At 63.9% G+C, this 5048-nt stretch carries 5 protein-coding genes; all 5 read right to left on the bottom strand.

Annotated elements, in window-relative coordinates:
* The coding region (locus WCB02_RS21525; protein ID WP_423961227.1) for a type II and III secretion system protein family protein at window positions 1-1039 on the bottom strand (1039 nt) is incomplete at its 3' end.
* 289 nt (window positions 1040-1328) lie between these two features.
* Window positions 1329-3470, bottom strand: a complete 2142-nt coding sequence (sctV, locus tag WCB02_RS21520) for a type III secretion system export apparatus subunit SctV (RefSeq protein ID WP_423961225.1) — start codon at window positions 3468-3470, stop codon at window positions 1329-1331.
* A complete protein-coding gene (locus WCB02_RS21515) occupies window positions 3467-3805 on the bottom strand; it encodes a tetratricopeptide repeat protein (protein ID WP_423961223.1) in 339 nt (112 codons plus the stop codon). Before WCB02_RS21515 ends, sctV begins: the two co-directional genes overlap by 4 nt.
* Window positions 3802-4218, bottom strand: coding sequence for a hypothetical protein (locus tag WCB02_RS21510; protein ID WP_423961222.1), 417 nt, complete (start codon window positions 4216-4218; stop codon window positions 3802-3804). The genes WCB02_RS21515 and WCB02_RS21510 overlap by 4 nt, the downstream gene beginning before the upstream one ends.
* Before the next feature lie 61 nt (window positions 4219-4279).
* The coding region (locus WCB02_RS21505; protein WP_423961220.1) for a SctD/MshK family protein at window positions 4280-5048 on the bottom strand (769 nt) is incomplete at its 5' end.

Here is a 5048-nt window from a genome sequence, read left to right as displayed (position 1 = left end):
TTTGCGACGGCTTCACCAAATAAGGCGTGATCAGGATAACGAGCTCGGTCTCATTGCGGCGAAACTGTTCCGAACTGAATAGCGCTCCCAGCACCGGCACATCCCCGATCATCGGAAGCTTGTCGATTTCCTGCGTCATCTGCCGCTCGAAGAGGCCGGCAATCGCGAATGTCTCGCCACTTGCGACCTCGACAGTCGTATCGGCGCGCCGCACCATGAAGCTCGGCATGGAGACGTTGCCAACCTTGACATCACCCATCTGCGCAACCGTGCTCACCTCCGGACGCACATGCAGAGCGATGCGGTTGGTTGCGATGATGGTCGGCGTGAAATCGAGCGACACGCCGAATTGCTTGTAGGTGACCTGCATGGTGCCGCCCGGCTGTGCTATCGGAATCGGGATTTCGCCACCGGCCAGGAAGTTTGCCGTCTGGCCGCTGACCGCGGTCAGATTCGGCTCGGCCAGGATGTTCAGAACGCCACTGCGGCGCATCGCCTCGATGAGGACTTCAATATCGATTCTGCCGCCCAACATGCCGACGCTGCTGGCCTCGGCGCCTCCGAAGATCTTCCAGTTGAGACCAAGCGACTGCAGCTCGGTGCGCGACACCTCGGCGAAGCGAACGCGGATATTGACCTGCTGAGAACCTTCGATCGTCGTATTGTTGATCGGCGGCTGGTACGGCGGCGAGTAGGTCTCGCCGGCGTTCTGGGCGTCGACGGCTTCCTCGATCCTGTGCGTCTTGCCGGTGACGGCTACCCGCTCGCCGAGGATGGAGATTTCCGTCATTGTCGTCGGTTGCAGCGTGTGCATGGCGTCGTTTGCCGGCTGCGAGCTGGTGACGATGCGGAACTGCACCGATGCACGGACACTTTGATCCGCCGACGCGGCGATCAGGTTGGTCGTGCCGGCTCTCTTGCCGTAGACATAGACGACATCGGCGGCGACGACCCGCACATCCGCGACAGCCGGATCGGCGATGTAGACCGATTCCACCGGTCCGTCGAAATGAAGAAGACGGCCTTCGCCGACGGCCAAATCGATACTGCCCCGGCGAGGCGAGACGTTTTCGACGGCATTCCCGGCACGGCCCTGTCCGGGCATCACTAGGAGCGCGGCCCCGACTGCGAGCCCTGCAGCCAACGTGACCACAGACCACCGCCGCACCGGCCGCTCGCGACCCGGCGTCGCGGACGATGGCCGCGATGTCCCTCCCGCCATCAGCATGCTCTTCCCCCCTGGCCAAACGACACGACGCGCCAGTGCTGCCTTATTGGGAAGCACGGCTGGCTCCGCTTGCCCTGTCTTGGTGGTAGTCCCACCCGATTCACTCGGCCGCTTCAGCGGCGAGCCCGATACTCTCGCGCGGCACCCCGGCCGGCTCCGCAAGCGGCTCCACACTGAACTCCGGCGCCAGCTCCTGATAGGATAAAACCGCTGCGTCCAGATCGTTGCGAACGAGAAGGCTGCGCATATGCCGGCGCACGTCCATCGACGTAAGAACAATCGGAAGCCTACCCGGCGCCTCGGCAACCGCTTGCTTGATCCGCTCCACGATGGGCCGAGCCGCGGAATCAGGAATGTTGAGAAATGCGCCCGCCGCGGTGGACCGGACCGCCGCGCGCAATGTTTCCTCAACCGACCGCTCGAGCATATACGCCACAATTACCCGGTTGCGATCGGCGCAGCGAAAGCAGATCTGCCTGCGCAGCGCGATCCTGACATGTTCGACAAGGAGGATGGTGTCCTGTTCCCGCGGTCCCCATTCGACCAGCGCCTCCAGAATAAGGCGCAGGTTGCCGACCGGAACGTTTTCGTCAAGCAGACGACGAAGTATCTCGGCGATTTTTTGCAGCGTCGCGATCTTCTGTGCTTCTTTCGTCAGCTCGGGATATTCCTTCTCCGCCCGGAGAAGGATGTCACGGGTTTCCTGGATCCCGATGAACTGCGTCGCGTAGCGCAGCAGCATGTGTGACAACCATTTGGCGAGTACCTGGGTTGGAGCGAGAGCTTCAATACCCGCCGCGGCAAGCGCCGGCTGGTATTGCTCCTCGACCCACATCGCGGGACGCCGGTTGCCGATGCGCGGACCTTCCGCATAAGGAATCGCCAAAAGCTCGAGGTCGACCGCCTCGCTCTCGATCAGCAGAGAGTCTGCCGGGAGATCGGCATCGAGTACCGGCACTCCTTCAACCTCTATCTTGAAGTGAAGAGGCTCGAGACGCTCATCCACGCGCAGCTCGACCGCCGGCATATCCATGCCGAGATCCGCCGCCAGCGCCTGCCGCACGAGCGCCGTCTCGCGATTGAAGTGTTCGGGCTGCACGCGCTGGCCAAGCTCGCGGCCAAGACGAACAGCGAGCCTGTATGGTCCGCGCGTCGCCACCACCATGTCCGTCCCCGCCGCGGGTTGCGGCAACGCGGCTTGGCCGCCCTCGCTCGTCAGCCTTGGTGCCGCTTCCCTGGATGCACGTGCGGAAGCACTCGCCACCCGCCGTCGATGGGTCAGGTAACCTATCGCCGCGAAGAACGCCGCCAAAAGCACGAAGGCAGGCCAGGGAAACCCTGGAATCCAGGCAAGCACGAGCAGAATCCCGCCAGCCAGAAACAACGCCCGCGGGTCACCCGTTAACTGCCGAAAGATCTCGGTTCCGAGATCGAGTTGCTCGGCGGTTCCGACGCGCGTGACCACGGTGCCGGCGGCAACCGACACGAGCAGAGCCGGAATTTGCGCGACCAGCCCATCACCCACGGTCAGCAGCGAATAGGTCTGAACCGCCTCGGACAGCGACAGGCCGCGCTGCATCGAGCCGATTGCTAGGCCACCAATCAGGTTGACGGCGATGATGACAATGCCGGCGATCGCGTCTCCTCTCACGAACTTCATCGCGCCGTCCATCGCGCCGTAGAGGTGGCTCTCCCGGGTCAGGCGATGGCGCTGCCGCCGCGCCTCGGCACGGTCGATGTCGCCGCCGCGCAGGTCGCCGTCGATGCTCATTTGCCTGCCGGGAAGCGCGTCGAGGGTGAACCGGGCCGCCACCTCTGCGACACGTTCCGCGCCCTTGGTGATGACCACGAATTGGGCCACCGTGATGATCAGGAAGACCACGAGGCCGACTGCGATGTTGCCGCCGACGACAAAGCTGCCGAACGCACTGATGATCTCGCCGGCGTCCGCCTGCAGCAGGATCAAGCGTGCGGTCGAGATGATGATGGCGAGCCGGAACAGCGTCGCAATCAGAACGAGCGACGGCAACGCCGACAGATCCAGCGGCTCGGCAATGTAGAACGCCGTCAGCAGGATGAGAACGCTGGCCGCGAGGTTGGCGGCAATCAGCACATCGACGAGCGGCGTCGGTAGCGGAACGATCATCATGACGATCGCGACGAGCACGATGATGGCGATTGCGAGGTCGCCACGGCTGGAGGCGGCCAACAATGCCCGCGTGATCCTGTCTGTCAGGCTCATAACTGATTGCTGCGTTCGAGAAAATCACGGAAACAGCGTCGAGCTTCGATCCGGCGGCCGCTCGCCCACAGCGCGCGGCTCATCAGCAGGTCGAGAGCAGGATCGTCGGACTCGCTCATCTGCCGGAGGCGTCGGATCGCCACGATGGCCCGCTCCGGAGTTCCGTCGGCCAGAAATGCGTGGGCAAGGGTGCGCCACACATCGGCGTTTTCAGAAGCAAGCCGGGCAGCGATGAGCAACAGCACGATCCCGCGCTCGGTCTGGCCATGCTGGCTGTACAGATGGCCCAGGACGTGCAGCAGCTGCACCGCGCCGTCGTCGTCTGACGCGCTCATATGGCGATGCTGCCGTGAAGCCGCCGCGCCAGTTCGCGACGGCGCTCGATCTCTTCCGCAATGACGGCGCTGGCCAGTGATCGAAGCTCCTCGCTCTCGTCAAGCGCAGGGATGATACGCGAGGCGAGCCGTTCGAGAATCGATAGCGAACGGCCGCCCTGAAACGGCGTCGGGTCTGATATCCGTGGCTCGATGAAATCTGCGATGATCTGTTGCGGCGACCGCGGCGCTCTGGTCGATCTGCGCCGACTGGCGATTTCCCCGATCAGCGCGTCAAAATCCGGATACCCGACGGATTCGGGTGCGGTGATATCCGGCGCAGCCGATGGGTTGACTTCCACATCCGTGCGCGGCGCTGACCGCGCCACGATTGCAGCCGTGCTGCCAGGTTCGCTTTCGATTCTGCGCGTCATTATGCTGTCAACCTCTCATTTGCCTGCGCGCGCCAGGCAGCGCCGAAACGGCCGGCAACGCTCAGCGATAATTGAGCGCCACCGTCTCACCATCCTTCGCAAGCAGGACGCGATCCTGGCCGATATCGCGAATGACCCATCCGTTGCTGAGAACGGCGCCGTTGAAGTAGTGCTCGCCGTCCGCTGTCACGATATAGGGACGCGCTCCATACCAGATCGCCTGCAGCTGCAACGCCGGCATGGCTCGTGGCTCGCTGGACGGCACGAGTCTGGTGGTGAGAACGAAGCGGCTGCCGTAAGTCTGGTCGAACCATTGCTGGATTGCAGCCCAGTCGGCTGCCGCCCGCCCGGCCAATGTGCCCGTCGCCGAGAGCCGCCCATCTTCAGCGCTGATCTGCAAGGTTTGTATTCTCGCCGCTTCAAGTCGCGCGTTCAACGCGCGCACCGCCTCCTCCACCGTTGGACTTCCGGAGCGCACCGTCGACGATCCGGCGGACGACCGGGGCGTTGAATCGCCAGTTGCGCCATCGTCGGAAGAGACCACAGCCATGGCAAGGCTGGCGGCGCTGGCCCCTGGCGGCAATCCCCGCGCCGCAACCACGGCGAGGCCAACGCCGAGCACAACTCCGGCAACGCCCAGCGACCGCCACGGCATACTACGACGCCGGGGATTCTGAGCGCTGTCCGAGAGGTGGATCTGCGCCGTGCCGATCATGAAGCTCGCCGGAAGCCTGACGAGGCAGCCGTGCGACACCGGAAGCAGCTTCTGCTCAATCATGACACCTGCACCGGTGGCGTCGAGGCGCAACGCGTCGCGCCCGACATGAAGC

Origin of the sequence: Bradyrhizobium sp., from assembly GCF_049581145.1 — a bacterium.
GTDB lineage: Bacteria > Pseudomonadota > Alphaproteobacteria > Rhizobiales > Xanthobacteraceae > Bradyrhizobium.
The sequence above is the reverse complement of the archived record's forward strand: the minus strand, read 5'-3'. Positions and strand labels throughout refer to the sequence as shown.